The following is a 13,865-nucleotide window of genomic DNA, read 5'->3' as shown; positions in this document are numbered from 1 at the left end:
CGGACGAGCTACAGGATCTTTCGGCGCAGCCCGCTCGCCCGCAGCACCTGACGTTCGACGCCCGCGCGGATGGCCTCCTCGGTACCGATCACTCGAACGTGCGATCGTGCGCGGGTGATGGCGGTGTACAGCAGTTCTCGCGTCAGCAGTGTCGATGCCTCGGCCGGCAGCAGAACCGAGACCGTGTCGTACTGACTGCCTTGGCTGCGGTGGATCGTCATTGCGTACACGGTGTGTACCGAGGAGAGCACATTCGGGTGAATCAACACGTGGCCACGACCTCGAGCAAACGCCGCCATCGGAGTCCCGTTGTCTCCCAACACCACAACGCCGGTGTCTCCGTTGTAGATCCTCGCCTCGTGGTCGTTGGCCGTGACCAACAACGGCTGACCGGGATACCACAGCGAAGGGTCGAGAAATGTTCCGGTGCCTTCTCCTACCCACTCCATCGCTTGCCGATCCCACCGCGAGACTCCCCATCGCCCCTCGCGGTGCGCACACAGGAGGCGATGTTTCTCGAGCCCGAGCAGTGCTTCGGTGGCATCCCCGCGTACGGCGGCGGCGGTGACCTCGGCTGCGGTGTCGATCACGTCCGAACGTAGAGCGTCGACGTCGTCGGGGCTCTGAAACGAAATCTCCTCCGCGCCGGATTCGAGCAACGCCATCACGTCGTCGGCCCGGCCGTCCCTGACGGCCACGGCCAAGCGAGCGATGGCTCCGCCGAAGCGTCGGCCACGACTGAGCCGAACGACGCCGCCGCGCAATCGGTCTCGCTCGAACGCGCTCAGCGCCGCTTCTTCGGGATCCTCGGCGGCGGCGAAGTCCGCGTCGACGAGCTGAGCCAGAACCGGGTTCTCCCTGCCGGTGACGGGCCTGGCCACCAGATCGGCCAGCACCGCGCCTGCATCGACCGACGTCAGCTGGTCCGGGTCGCCGACGAGAATCAACCGAGACTCGGGACGTACGGCTTCGAGCAGCCGACACATCATCGTCAGAGACACCATCGAGGTTTCGTCGACGACGACGACGTCGTACGGCAGCCGATTCTCCGCATCGTGCCGAAACCGCGTCTTGCTTCCGGGCTTCCATCCCAGAAGTCGGTGCAGCGTCATTGCTTTCAGGTCCGCAGGAAGTCCGAGTAGCCCGGCTTGTTCGGACACGGATTCCTGCAGTCGGGCTGCGGCCTTACCGGTGGGTGCGGCCAGTCCGATGCGCAGATCGCTGCCGTGTTCGCGTACGAGGAGCGCCAGAATTCTCGCTACGGTGTGAGTCTTTCCGGTTCCGGGTCCGCCGGCGATGACCGTGGTCCATTGCGTCGCTGCCAGAGCCGCCGCTATTCGCTGCCGATCGGGGGCGGCCGTGGGTGCACCCGATCCATCCACGAACAGCGCGGCCAAGGCCCCGCCGATCTCGACGGCATCGGCGGGCGGGTGGGATTGCGAACGCACGTCGAGGAGATCCCGAACGGTGCTCTCCTGCAGATGGTATCGGTCCAGATACAGCAGCTCACCCTGATCGGTGTCGACCAGTTTCAGCGGCCTCAACGGCCCATTCGAGCTGCCGACCACCAGTGGACTCACCCTCAGCGCTCGGAGCACGTCGTCGAGCTCGGGCCACGGGAGTGCGCTCGGATCGACGTCCGAATCCTCGTCGACGGTGACGTCTTGCAGTCGTCGCAGATCCAGGCACACCGAGCCGGATCGCACCGAGCGCACCGTCAGAGCGGTGGCGAGCAGCACGTACTCCGACGATTCCCCGGCCAGGGCACCGAGGCGCAACGCAACGTGTACGTCGGATGCCGACAGCACACCCACGTCGTTGAACGTACGTAGAATTCCACTGCCGCGCAGCGCAATCGAGACACCGGTCATCGGCTCGCCCTGCCCGCGAGCAGATCCGACAGCTCGACCACCAGAGCTGCGGGCGGATCCCAGTCGAACACTCCGCATCCGGCGGGAGTCTGCGGTCCGACCATGCCCCGCACGAACAGGTATCGGATGCCGCCGAGATGTAGTTGCGGGTCGTAGTTCGATTGACGCCATCGTAGATATCGATGCAGCGCAACGGCATACAGGATTGCCTGCAGCGGATAATGCGAGCGGATCATTTCCTGGGCCATCTTCTCGCGGGTGAAGTTGCCGGTGGTCAGATCGCCTCTCGCGATTCGATTCGTCTTGTAGTCCACCACGACGTATCGAGGTCCGGCCACGCGCAGAACCGAATCGATGCTCCCGGTGAGGAAGCCGCGAAGCGGTGTTGCCTCGAGATCGTCGAGCAGATCTGCGTAGGACGCGAGCACGTCCGTCGGTTCGAGATGGCGACGCAACAGGCGCGCCACGGACTTCAGCGTGACCGTGTCCGCCACCGGATCGTCTCCGCCGGCCAAGGGCAGCTCGAAGTCGAGCTCTGCCAGATGGTCGCACGGCGCTACGTCGGCCAGCGTCCCGAAACCCAACGGTGTTTGCATCACCGGTAACAGAGCCTGGGCCAACGCCATCGGATCGACCTCCGCCATTCGCGACGCGACCGCCGCAGCGCAGCGACCTTCGAGTTCCGCGAGCAGGTCCGGTGCGGACGTGTCGACGTGTTCGAGAGCCTCGTGGACGAGCGTTCCGAACGCCGCACCGGCAGGCATGCCGTTCATCGGTGACGCGATTCCGTCCAGCTGTTCGTCGATGTACTCGCTTCCTGTGTAGTCGCCGCCGACCGACGTCTCGGCGGGCTCGTCCGTCTTCTCGGGATGCTCGGCCTCGCTGGTTACTCCTACTTCGAGCCGGCCGGGCGCGGCGTCGTGAGCATGAGCTGTCAACGCGGAGTATGACGTCCGACGCCACAGTAGGTCGAGGGTTCGATCGAAGCGTGCGGCGGCAACGTCGAGGTGCGGTTGCTCGGGACGAATCCAGTGTGCAGTGGACGGCTCACCGGGCCCCACCGGTTCGACCGAGATGAGCCCGGCTGCCGACCCGACCCAGGATTGGAGCCGGTTCGCAGTCGTCGCGTCGTCGAGAACCTTGTACGACGGCTCGGGCAGAGCGATTCCGGGGATGCGTCCGAACAGCATGCGGTGCAGCGAGGAGGTCGCGGTGTTTCGGCCCGGTGCCCACCACAGCACGATCCGGCACTCGGCGCGGGTGAGACCGACGTAGAGCAATCGCAGTTCCTCGCCTGCCTCCTCCTGATCGTTGAGGATCTTCCTGGCCGCGTACCCCGCCCCGGACGGTCCGCCGACGTCTCGGATTCGCTTGCCGTTCTCGTGCAGCAACAGCGTCGACGGCTTGCTGAAGAACAACGTGTCCCAGGCGTAGGGCAGGTAGACGACAGGGAATTCGAGCCCTTTGCTTCCGTGTGTCGTCATGATCTGCACTGCTGCGGAATCACTGTCCAGTCGACGGCTCCGGTCGGTCGACCCGCCCGCTGCCGGTTCCTTGATGCGGTCGGTCAGCCAGCGAGTGAGGGCGGTGATTCCGTAGGACTCGGATACCGCTGCGCGATTGAGCAATTGGGCGATGTGTCGCAGATCGGTCATCGTCCGCTCACCGGATTCGACCGCGAGCAGCCTCGCATCGAGTCCGGACTGGGCCGACACCCGCTCGAAGACTGCTGCGAACCCGGCCTCGTCGAACAGCACCGAATACTCGCGCAGACGACTGCTGACCTGGGACAGCGCGTCCTCGGCTCCGGAGTCGAGTTGCGCGGCGGTCCACCCGAGCAGCGGAGTCAAAGCGGCCAGACGTACGCGATCGGTGCGATGAGGTTGCTCGATCGCCTGCAGCAACCACAGCCAGTGTCGGGCACTCTCGGTGCCGAACACGCTGGTGCTGCTCGATACGACGGACGGCACCCCGACCGCGTCGAGTGCGTCCCGAATCAACGCCACCTGCTTGGTCGTTCGTGTCAACACGGCAATGTCCCGCGGTTCGATCACCCGAGGGCCGTCGGGACGCTCGATCACGGAATGTCCGGACAGCAGCTCGACGATGTCCGCCGCAACGTCCGCCGCAACCCGGGATCGGAGGCGGTCGACCGCGGGAAAACCCTGCCGCAGTGGACCAGCGCCGGTTCGGGGAAGATAGCGCAGCCGCAGGGGAGGATGTCCGACCATGCGCGAGGGAGGGTTTCGAGCCTCGACTCGGTGCACCACGATGTCGTCGTGACCGAGGGCCGCGCCCCCGTACAGATGATGCAGGGCGTCGAGCAGCCCCGAATCACTACGCCAGTTGGCAGTGAGCTCGTAGAGGTGGTCCGCGGTCTGCACCGCGTCGAGGTAACTCAGTACCTCGGCTCCACGGAACGCGTAGATGGCCTGCTTCGGATCGCCGACGAGGATGAGCGTGGTGAATCCGTGAAACGCCCGCCGCAGAATGTCCCATTGCATGGGGTCGGTGTCCTGGAATTCGTCGATGAGCACGACGCGGAATCGGTCTCTCACTCGGGCGCAAGCGGCCTCGCCGTGGACGGGGTCGGACAACACCGAATGCAGAAGTCCCAGCAGATCATTGTAGTCACGCACCCCGAGCAGGCGTTTGCGACGTTCGATTTCCCGGCGCGCTTCCCTGGCGAACCGCACACGTAGTCCAGGCTCGCGGTTGCTGTCGTCCAGGTCCTCGATATCGGGGTACAGAATCGACTGCGGGTCACCCACGGCCGCCAACGCCAACTGCTGAGCGTCCCGCCTACCGAATGCCGGCGCCTCGTCGTCACCGCTGAACATCTGCAGATACAGGTCGTCCACGACCTGTTCGAGCAGGTCCGAGACCGATTCGACGAAGGCCGATTCCGGTTCGCGCTCGCCCGCGATGCCGAGCCCGTCGAGCATGCGCTGGCAGAAACTGTGAGTGGTGACGATGGTTCCGGCGTCGAAGTCCGACAGTGCCCGTCGCAACCGTCGACGCCGCCGGTCCACTTCGGCGTCGTCGACTTCTGCCAGAAACGCCACGAGTGGATCCCGAGATGCGCGAGCGGTGTCCGGATCTGCCAGGTCCCGGGCGATCGAGGCGAACCTGCTGCGGGTGCGGTCTCGGAGTTCCTGGGTCGCGGCCCGACTGAACGTCACCAGGAGCAGGTCCGAGATCTCGGCGATCCCTTCGGCGATGTAGCGCGCGGCCAATCCCACGATCGCGTACGTCTTGCCGGTCCCGGCGCTGGCTTCGAGGACGGTAGTTCCGGTCGGCATCGGACCGAGCAGGTCGAATCCGCGGGCGGCAGTCATGCGTTCCCTATGTTCTCGGCGGTCAGCAACGGGTCCCACAGCTTTCGAGCGAGAATTCCGAAACGGCTCTTCTCGTTCGACGGCTCGGTCTCGTCGGCATGCGGGGTCGCGGCGAGCAACGTCTGGAACGACAGTGTCGACCCATGGACGTAGCGCAGCGACCGGTCGGTCGCGTCGCCGAAGTCGCCCCGCCACGCCCACGTGGCCGATTCGTAGCCGTCCTCGATGGTTCCGCCACCGAAGCGCTTCTCCGCGTAGGCCGACGCGGTACCGGTCGATATCGGCAGCGGCGAGGTCATTCCGCGATCACGCAGGTCCACCAGGTCACGCAGCACGGCTGCGGGGTCCCGCGGGGCGCTCAACCGAGAGCGACGAGGCGGGCGCATCCCGCTCGCTCGGCCGATGGTGACGGCGCTCCACTCCCCTGGCTGGGATGCGGCCACCGCCAGCAACCGCACCCACGCGGCCAGTCGATGTTTGGCGGCCAGGCGCGAGTAGGACGATCGCGCCAGCGTACGGCCGTGAATTCCGGTGACGGTGCCGGTCAGGCGGCGTCCGTCACCGAGATCGACCGCGACGTCGACGGTCTCGGCCGGACCCTCGTGGAAGGGAGCGGCCGCGTCGGCGATGATTCCGACGATCTGCCGGATGTCGGACATCTCTCTGCGGCCCTGATGGAACGGAGGAAGGGTGCCGCGCCGCCACTCGGCGTCCGCGAATTCCCCGATGTCCCCACCGGCGAGCACTGCCGCGAGCATTCGATCACCGATGTTCCACCGGGACAACGGGTCCAGCTCGATGTCCAGACTGTCCGCCAGGTCGTCCTCGAGCTCCGGAACTCGGAATCCGAGCCGTTGCCGCAGAAAGGCCTGCACCGGGTTCTCGACGAAGGCGATCAGTTCGGCGAGCTCGACGTCCCCGCGATCGGTCGGAGGTAGTGCGTGGAGCAGAAACGGTGCCACCGGATCGGGCGTCCGCTGCTGGGAGACCGCTCCGGCCAGTGCAACGGTGTCGAAGCTGAACGGGTGCTCGGCCTCGAAGTTGTGCGGATCGAACGGCTGCAGCGGATGCCGGTGTTCGACGCTTGCGCCCGCCGTCACCTCGAGCACGTCCATCAACTCTCGCAGCGGTATCGCGGGCGGCTTGGCGGACCCGTCGACGGGGTCTGCTCCGGTGTAGAACAAGAGCAGCTTCTCCTCGGCGGACATCACCGCGTCGAGGAGGAGTTGTCGGTCCTCACTGCGGATATCTCGTTCGCCGACGGCCGGATCACGGGCGAGGATGTCGTCTCCGTCGGTACTGCCCACTCGGGGGAACACCTCGTCGTCGAGCCCGAGCAACACCACCACTCGGTGCGGCACCGAGCGCATCGGCACCATGGTGCACACGGTCAGTTCGCCGGTGCGAAAGTTCGCACGGGTGGGTCGACCGGCCAGTCTGCCGGCCAACATGGCGCGCACGTCCGCGAGCCGTAGCTCGGCGGTGCCGCCGTGTTCGGTGGCGTCGGAGATCTCTCGATGTGCCTGTGCCAGTTGCCGCTCGTCGGCGGTGGGCACGTCTGCGAGGAGATCGAGGGCGCGTCCCAGCTGCCGCGTCCATTCGGTCACCGATGCCGGACCGGCAAGTGCGCGGAGCACCGAGGCAAGCCGATCGACGAGCTCGGCGAAGCGGCCGGCGAGGGTGATGTCGTTGCTGTCGACGTCGTCGAGAGGCAGCGCGAGGTCGAGGTATTCGTTACGAGTCTCGTCCGCGGCCACTCCCAGCAGGATGCGGTCGAGCGCAGATTTGAATGTGTTCTGGCGAAAACCGTTCAAGCCGTATGCTTCTCGTTGCCGAACCGTCAGTCCCCAGCGAGCACCGGAGCTCGCCACCCACTCGCGCAGGCGCTCGAGATCGTCGTCGGTGAACGAGAACTTCTCCCGCACCGGGCCGCTCGCAGCGAAGTCCAACAGCTCGCTCGCCGTCACCCGCCCCTCCGAGAAATCCAGCACCGTGGCGATGACATCGAGGACGGGGTTGGTGCGGCGCAGGCCTCGATCGGCCAGGCGCACCCGCAACCGGTGTCCAGGATGCACCAGCGCCGCCTGCCCGAAGTTCGCACGGATCAGCGGCGCATAGGTCTCGACATCCGGACACATGACCAGCACGTCCCGTGGTTCGAGCGTCGGGTCGCCGGTGAACAGATGCAACAACGACTCGCGCAGCACTTCGACCTGTCGAGCAGGTCCGTGACAGGCGTGAATCTGCACCGATCCGTCGACGAACGTTGTGCCGTCGTCGAATTCGGGAGACGGAGGCGAATCGGCGGTGATGTCGTCTTGAATTCGACCGAGCAGGGTGTTCGCCGTTTCCGGGCCCTGGTGATGCACGGTGTTCGTCGCCACCGACGCGATGGTGGCCTGGAGTTCTCGCACGTCTCGCGAGAGGCCGGCCAGCAGTGGGTGCTCGACGGCCAGAGCCGTCGTATCGTCTCGTCGGCGCGTCACCGCCGGAATCTCGGCGAGGGTGCGCCACATCGACGGGCTGGGATGCGGAACCCAGACGTGCACATCCCGAGCCTGCGACAGTGCACTCAGTATCTCGAGCTGATCGGTGGCCAGCCGGGTCGGACCGAACACCGACAACCGGCTCGGTAGGTCCACAGACTCCGGTGCATCCCTGAGTCGCGCGCAGGTCTGCGGCAGTCGTTCGGCTGGGCTCGGGCTGCCGATCCGCTCGCGCATCGCGGCCCACACTCGCGGTTGCCACAGCAGGTCCTCGTCGAGATCGCCGCCGTGGCCGTCGGTGAAACGCCCGTCGAACCAGTCGCGCAGCATCTGGGGACGTTGTGATCCGTAAGTGCGAAACAGTTCTGCCACATGCGAAGCCGTCGACCAGCGGCGTCCCACCCGGTGATCCTCGGAACCGGCACCGAGGTGCTTGAACAGAACGGCCGCCCAGGGTTCGGTTCGGCACTCGTCGATCACCTCCAGCGCCGTCCAGAGAACCCGGCCAGGGGCCCACGGATCTTCGTCGGGGTCGATGTCGTCGACCGCCGCGATGGCGCGCGATACCAATCGCGTCGGGCTCGGGAAGTCGATGTTCGCGGCGATGCCGTCGCCGTGCGAACCGCCCAGGGTGCTCGACAGTCGCTGGGTGAGCCAACGCTCGACGCCCTTGGCCGGGACCGACACGATCTCGGGTACGAACGGATCGTCCAACGGAACGGACAGGATCTCGGCGAGTGCAGCCGCGAGTGTTCCGGCGCGTTCGGCGCGGTGGAGCGTCAACACCGTTGCGGTCCCCTGCCTGCTCGTATCGGTGCCCGATTTCGGACTCGTGACGACCCTACTCGAGCCACCGACAGATTCTGCGCGATGAGTCGGGCCGCCGGATCCGGTCCATATCTGCGAACCCGAACGATTGTGAGGAGAACGCAATGATCGAACATGTGCTTGCCGTGGTGGCGGTGCGCGATATCGACTCGGCACGACAGTGGTACGAGCAGCTGTTCGACCGCCGCCCCGACAACAATCCGATGCCGAGTCTGGTGGAGTGGCGGCTTGCTTCGGCTGCGTGGCTGCAGGTGACCGTCGATCCCGAGCGGGCAGGCTCGTCGTTGTTCAACGTTGCCGTCGGAGACATCGAGGTGTTCGTCGATGCCGCTCGTTCCCGCGGTATCGACTTCGGCACCATCGTCGACGCGAACAAAGGAGTCAGACTGTCGACCGTCTCCGATCCCGACGGCAATTCCATCACTGCGATCGGCGGCTTTCGCGAGCACTACTGATCGGGCGGTCCTCGACAGTCAACCCACCAACCGCCGCGTCAGGTCCGCGGCTTCATGGGAGTAGGCGACCAGCATGACGAGGTCGACCGACGGTCGGGCAGCTTTGACTGCCAGGACTTGTTGGGTGACTGCATCCTGCATCGGCCATCCATAGGAGCCGCCGGAAACCAGTGGAAATGCGATGGACTTCATGTTCATCGACGCTGCCAGCGCCAGACTCCGGGCGTAGCACAGTCGCAGCAGCTCCGATCTGTCCTCGTGCGGGGAGTAGCGCGGGCCGACGGTGTGGATGACACAGCCGGCTCGAAGTCGGCCCGCGGTGGTAGCGACGGCTGCCCCGATGTCGAGGCCGTGGGGCAGGGTGGTGGCCCGCAGCGCCTTGCATTCTGCGAGGATCTCGGGTCCACCGGCTCGATGGATGGCACCGTCCACTCCCCCGCCGCCGAGCAATCGAGTGTTGGCAGCGTTGACGATCGCGTCTGCCGCCACGTCCGTGATGTCGCCCTGGACGACGTCGATGACTGTCATGAAAGCTCCTTCTTTGCAATGATGTTCGAGGTGATTCGGTCGAGGTCGTCGGCGCGCAATCCCGGGTAGCCGTGGACGATGTCGCGCCATTCGCTCGGCACCGCCGATGCGCCCCAACGCGCTCCGAGGAGTCCTCCGGCTATGGCCGCCGTGGTGTCGGTGTCGCCGCCGGCGCGGACGCACAGTTCGAGAGCGGCGGGCAGGGGCTGCTCCGCGTCGGCAGATCGGTGGATTGCCCACCACGCCGTTTGCAGAGCGTGGACCACCCAGCCGTTGTTCGGGAAGTCGGACGGCTGCCCCTCCTGTGCCTGACGAAGCAGGGGCTGCCAGAACTCGCGGACGTCGGCTTCGGCCTCGTTCAAGAACTCGGTCACGCCGTCGTAGGTGGAGTTCACAATCGCGTATCGAATTGCGTGACTCCACAATTGGCACGCTTGACCGGCACGGGGATCGGAGTGGGTGAGGGCACTGATCCGCGCCGCAGCATCTCGACAACCGGCCGGGTCGTCGAGGTAGGCCAGGGCAATCGGTGCCGTTCGCATGAGTGATCCGTTGCCTCCGGTTCTACCGGCCAACGACGCTGCCGCCGCAGTCATATCGGCACCGTCGAGTGTCGGCTGCGACAGCACCAGCCGAGTCTGGTTCCCCACGTCCGGAGGGTTCTGGTCGAACCAGTCGCGAAAGTACCCGGCGATCTCGTCGACGTCGCCGCCCTGCTCGAGTGCGCGCGCGATGCAAAGCGCCATCGAGGTGTCGTCGGTCCATTCGCCCGGAGCCCAGTCGAATGATCCGCCGCCGATCATGGCGATGGTCTCCTCGGACGTGGGATACCCGAATTCGTATCCTGCGCCCAAAGCATCGCCCACCGCGGTTCCGAGCAGAACCCCTCGCGCCCGATCGTGCTGAATGTCGGTCAACCGCATCTCTACCCCTTAGATTGATATTGCGCTAACCATAGATCACATCGGCGCTAAGATGCAAGACATGACGTGGCGAGACAAAGACGGCAAGGCTCTGACCGACTATCCGCGCCCCTCGGTGGCCGTCGACGTCGCAGTACTGACCATCCGCGAACGGCGACTGCACGTCGTCGTCGTTCGGTCGGACCGCGGCCTCGCGTTACCGGGCACTTTCCTGCGGCCGTCGGAGACTCTCGCCGACGCGGCCGACCGCGCGTTGAGGACGAAGGCAGGCCTGATCGATCTCTCCTTTCATCAGCTGAGGATGTTCGACGGTCCTGATCGCGACGACCGTGGATGGGTACTGTCGATGGCGCACAGCGCAGCGATATCGGCTCGATCACTTGCTCCCACAACAGAATCGATGCCGATCGACGGCTCGGAACCGGTCTCGTCGCTGGCCTTCGATCACGGCGACATGGTGACCGAGGCGGTGCTCGACCTCCGTCATCGCTACGCGCGTGAGGTCGATCCCGCGCTGTTGACGGACGCTCGATTCACCCTTCTCGAACTCCGTGAGCTGTACGAGATCGTGTTCGATCGCCCGCTGCCGAAAGACACTTTCCGACGCCACGTCATCGGCTCGTTGCAAGGGACGGGCGCAACCTCGACCGCAGGTGGCGGCCGCCCCGCAGAGCTGTATCGCCGTGCCGCGGATCCAGCTCTTCCCGCGGCTGCGGGATCGTTCCTTCTTCGCTGAGGGCACGGATCGGCGAAACCGGACATGCCAACAGATAAGCTGGGAGTCATGGGATCGAAGCGGCCTGCCAACCGCGGACAGAAACGCGCAGAAAAGACCAAGGCCCGGCAACGGCGTCACCAGCAATCCCGACCGGCCCCGACCGGTGCCGTCACCGAACGCATCGCCGACCTGATCGACGGTTTCGTCGAATGGCTCGACGAGAGCGAGATGTCGGAACAGTCGGAGGCCATCTCTCGGCTCGTGTCGTCGACACTGACCCAACTGGCCGGTGCGCGTCAGGGATTCTCGCCCAGCGCATGGCTTCCCGCAGATGCGCACCTGCTGGTGGATGCGGCCGAACGGATCCTGCAGGAAGAGTCCGACACTGCGGAGGACACCGCGGTCAATCTCGTTCTCACCTCGCTGCAATACCTGACATTCCTCGACGAGACCGATCTCTGGGACGGCAGCCCCGAGGACTACGCGCACTGCATGGAAGACCTCTCGGACTTCCTCGAGGGCGACGAGCCCGACATGCTCGATGCCGACGACATCGACCTGCCCGACGTTTCCCTGGCCCAGGAACTCGCCGCGATCTCGGCGCTTCCGCTGCTGCCCGCCCTCGACGACATCGTCGCGCGTGTGGCCGACGGATTGGCGGTGGCCGACAACGCCGACCTACAGGAGGCCGTCGGCTCGGCCCTGGTCGATCCCGCCCGGCTCGATGTGGGTGCCGCGGTCGATTACTGGTCGACGGCCATCGCCACCGAATTGATTCGCATCGACGGAGACACCGCCCGGCCGGGAGACAACGCCCATTCGCTGGCCGGCCGTGGAGCCGAGACCGTGCACGAGCTGGTTGCCGAACACGTTCGCGTGCAGCTGTCGGGAGACGCCGACGACCCCGACGTGTCACGGTCGCTGGCCAACACGTTCGCGGTGCAGACGCTGCTGGCTGCCATGACCGACGAGCTGCCGATCAACAACGAGGGCGAGGACTACGCCGAGCTCGAAGGTGAGGATCTGCGTACGGCACAGCTGATCGATCACCGCGTTCGATCCCTCATCGAGCAGGGCATCCTCGTCAGGATCGAGGAAGTACTCGCCGTTCCGCACGCGTTGCGTCCGGCAGTGCTGGACGGTGTGGCCGAGGCGCAGCCGTTCGGTGTGATCGACGAGGAGTCGCAGGACGACCCGCTCTACGGCTCGGTCGAGGATTCGGCATCGTCGTGACAACCCACGCGAGCGCCGAGACCCTGTCGGTGGTCGCCGCTAGCGTCACCGACTGCGCGTTACGTCGACGCGATCTGGGTAAGGAGCCGACATGAGCGATTCACTCGAGTTCGACTTCGACGTCGACGCTGCCTGGATGCACTTCCAGCGCAAGCTCGGCGATTACGTCAGCGCGATGCGCGACGGCGATGCGCTGGTGATCGAGTCGCGTTACGACACCACCGACGGCGTGCCCGACACCGCCGCCTGTGTGCAGTTCTATGCCTGGGATCTGGATATGGTCCGCTGCGAAATTCCCGCGAACGAGCACCTGCACAGTAGCCGCGCCATCACCGTCGAGCAGCGAGATGCGCTCAGCCATATCGGATTTCGCACGTCGGTCGATTCGGAGCCCACGGCACCACACGTCGACCGAAATCGCTCGTGGTCCGATGATCTGGCGAAGAAGACCGTCGCGGTGTTTCGCGACATCTGGGGTCTGCCCCACCCGTCCTTCCTGGGCTCACGCGCCACCGGTCGCTACGACGTCCCGAGTTTCGACGCCACCACCGCCGAGACCGACACGGCCGTCGTCCCACTGTGCGTGCAACCGAAGGGCAAGGAGCACCTACAGCAACTCGTCGACCGCGCCCTCGAGCCATGGTTCGGCTTCCCGCCGGATCACGACCCCGACGGCGACATCCCCCTGCGGTTCGCGGGCGGTACCGCCTACGTGTCGGTCAAGCCCACCGAACCGGTGGTCGAGATCAATTCGACGCTGGTGCACGCCGTATCCGGACGAACCCGCGCAGCCGAGTTGCTGGTCGATCTCAATCTGCAACTCCCCGACGTGATGCTGCACCTGGTGCAGGACTGCATCGTCGCGCAGGTGCGAGTGAGCGGGTCCCCCTTCGTTGCCGATCACCTGCTGTGGGCGGTGCGAATGCTCAGCCACGTGTGGGAGCAGGTCGACGAGAAGTTCGCCGAGGATTTCGGCGGCGCACTCGGGGAACCGACTCCGCCGCCGATCGACGCGGACGACTTTCCGGACGGGCTGCTCGAACTGGTCGAGCTTCTCGCCCGGTCCGACGAATCCCTCGACCTCGACACCGTCCTCGGTCGTTGCTCCTCCGATCGCGATGTCGTCGTCTCCTACCTGCGCATCAGCGCCGAGCAGGAGGCGTCGTGGCGGGGTATGGCCGTCGCTGCAGATCTCGGTGACGAACACTGCGACGTCGACGAGGCAGACCGAGAAGCGGGCAAGTGGGGCCGCGCGGTTACCGCTCTGCGCGAGGTACTGCGCAGCACACCCGAGCAGGTCACGCCGGTGGTCGATCCGTCGGCGATCCAGTTGCAGCTGTTCGAGACCGACGAGGTGGCAGAGATCTCCGACGAGCGTTCGGACGAACAGTAGGCAGCGACCCAACAGGATTTCTTCTACGCGCTTCCCTTTCGTGTTAACTGGGGTTACATTAACCCTATGTTCGCACCTCGTTTGGAGAAGCC

General features: G+C 65.6%; 9 protein-coding genes. 4 read left to right on the top strand and 5 right to left on the bottom strand.

Annotated elements, in window-relative coordinates:
• Window positions 1-8: 8 nt before the first annotated feature.
• The 3 genes from recD to recC are packed head-to-tail and all read right to left on the bottom strand — an operon-like array spanning window position 9 to window position 8,481.
• Window positions 9-1,871 carry an exodeoxyribonuclease V subunit alpha gene (gene recD, locus CH296_RS18660; protein WP_094685480.1) on the bottom strand — a complete coding sequence of 621 codons (1,863 nt, stop codon included), beginning with the start codon at window positions 1,869-1,871 and terminating at the stop codon, window positions 9-11.
• Window positions 1,868-5,209: a UvrD-helicase domain-containing protein gene (locus tag CH296_RS18655; RefSeq protein WP_094685479.1), complete on the bottom strand. Its 3,342-nt coding sequence runs from the start codon at window positions 5,207-5,209 to the stop codon at window positions 1,868-1,870. Before CH296_RS18655 ends, recD begins: the two co-directional genes overlap by 4 nt.
• Entirely contained in the window at window positions 5,206-8,481 is a 3,276-nt protein-coding gene (gene recC / locus CH296_RS18650) for an exodeoxyribonuclease V subunit gamma (protein ID WP_094685478.1), read from the bottom strand. The genes CH296_RS18655 and recC overlap by 4 nt, the downstream gene beginning before the upstream one ends.
• Before the next feature lie 146 nt (window positions 8,482-8,627).
• Here recC and CH296_RS18645 point away from each other — a divergent pair, with 146 nt between their 5' ends.
• Entirely contained in the window at window positions 8,628-8,978 is a 351-nt protein-coding gene (locus CH296_RS18645; RefSeq protein WP_094685477.1) for a VOC family protein, read from the top strand.
• Between the two features lie 18 nt (window positions 8,979-8,996).
• Here the strand turns inward: CH296_RS18645 and CH296_RS18640 are convergent, their stop codons facing one another.
• Together CH296_RS18640 and CH296_RS18635 are read right to left on the bottom strand one after the other, a co-directional pair.
• On the bottom strand, window positions 8,997-9,506 hold the full coding sequence (locus CH296_RS18640) for an O-acetyl-ADP-ribose deacetylase (protein WP_094647325.1): 510 nt from the start codon (window positions 9,504-9,506) through the stop codon (window positions 8,997-8,999).
• Window positions 9,503-10,429 carry an ADP-ribosylglycohydrolase family protein gene (locus tag CH296_RS18635; protein ID WP_094685476.1) on the bottom strand — a complete coding sequence of 309 codons (927 nt, stop codon included), beginning with the start codon at window positions 10,427-10,429 and terminating at the stop codon, window positions 9,503-9,505. The genes CH296_RS18640 and CH296_RS18635 overlap by 4 nt, the downstream gene beginning before the upstream one ends.
• Window positions 10,430-10,490: 61 nt before the next feature.
• Between CH296_RS18635 and CH296_RS18630 the strand changes: the two genes are divergently transcribed.
• The 3 genes from CH296_RS18630 to CH296_RS18620 all read left to right on the top strand — a co-directional run bounded on the left by CH296_RS18630 (window position 10,491) and on the right by CH296_RS18620 (window position 13,773).
• A complete protein-coding gene (locus tag CH296_RS18630; RefSeq protein ID WP_094647322.1) occupies window positions 10,491-11,165 on the top strand; it encodes an NUDIX domain-containing protein in 675 nt (224 codons plus the stop codon).
• Window positions 11,166-11,213: 48 nt separating this feature from the next.
• Window positions 11,214-12,380 (top strand): hypothetical protein, encoded by a 1,167-nt coding sequence (locus CH296_RS18625; protein WP_094685475.1) that lies wholly within the window; start codon window positions 11,214-11,216, stop codon window positions 12,378-12,380.
• A 91-nt stretch (window positions 12,381-12,471) separates the two neighbouring features.
• Window positions 12,472-13,773 carry a hypothetical protein gene (locus tag CH296_RS18620; RefSeq protein WP_094685474.1) on the top strand — a complete coding sequence of 434 codons (1,302 nt, stop codon included), beginning with the start codon at window positions 12,472-12,474 and terminating at the stop codon, window positions 13,771-13,773.
• Window positions 13,774-13,865: the final 92 nt, after the last annotated feature.

The organism is Rhodococcus sp. 14-2496-1d (assembly GCF_002259365.1).
Lineage (GTDB): Bacteria > Actinomycetota > Actinomycetes > Mycobacteriales > Mycobacteriaceae > Rhodococcoides.
This window is presented reverse-complemented; position numbering and strand designations above follow the sequence as displayed.